Annotated in this window: 1 pseudogene; it reads right to left on the bottom strand. The window is 40.4% G+C overall.

The window, feature by feature from the left end:
• Positions 1 to 218, bottom strand: a pseudogene (locus QZ327_RS14370) (hypothetical protein); the annotation flags it as partial.

The following is a 218-nucleotide window of genomic DNA, read 5'->3' as shown; positions in this document are numbered from 1 at the left end:
GCTTCCATTACGAGGTGTGTTCCTGTGTATTCCAGCACTGTCCACGGACCTGCTATGTTGTCGAACGTGATGATTTTTCCATTTACTTGGTAAGTAAAATCTGTGTTCCACATATATCCGTCTTCTTCGTTCGTCCTTGTATAAATGCCTTCTGATTCGTTGGTAAACTGAAGAATGGATTGTTTTGTGTACTCTATCTCATCTTCGATATTGTACAC

This window comes from uncultured Bacteroides sp. (assembly GCF_910578895.1).
GTDB lineage: Bacteria > Bacteroidota > Bacteroidia > Bacteroidales > Bacteroidaceae > Bacteroides.
This window is presented reverse-complemented; position numbering and strand designations above follow the sequence as displayed.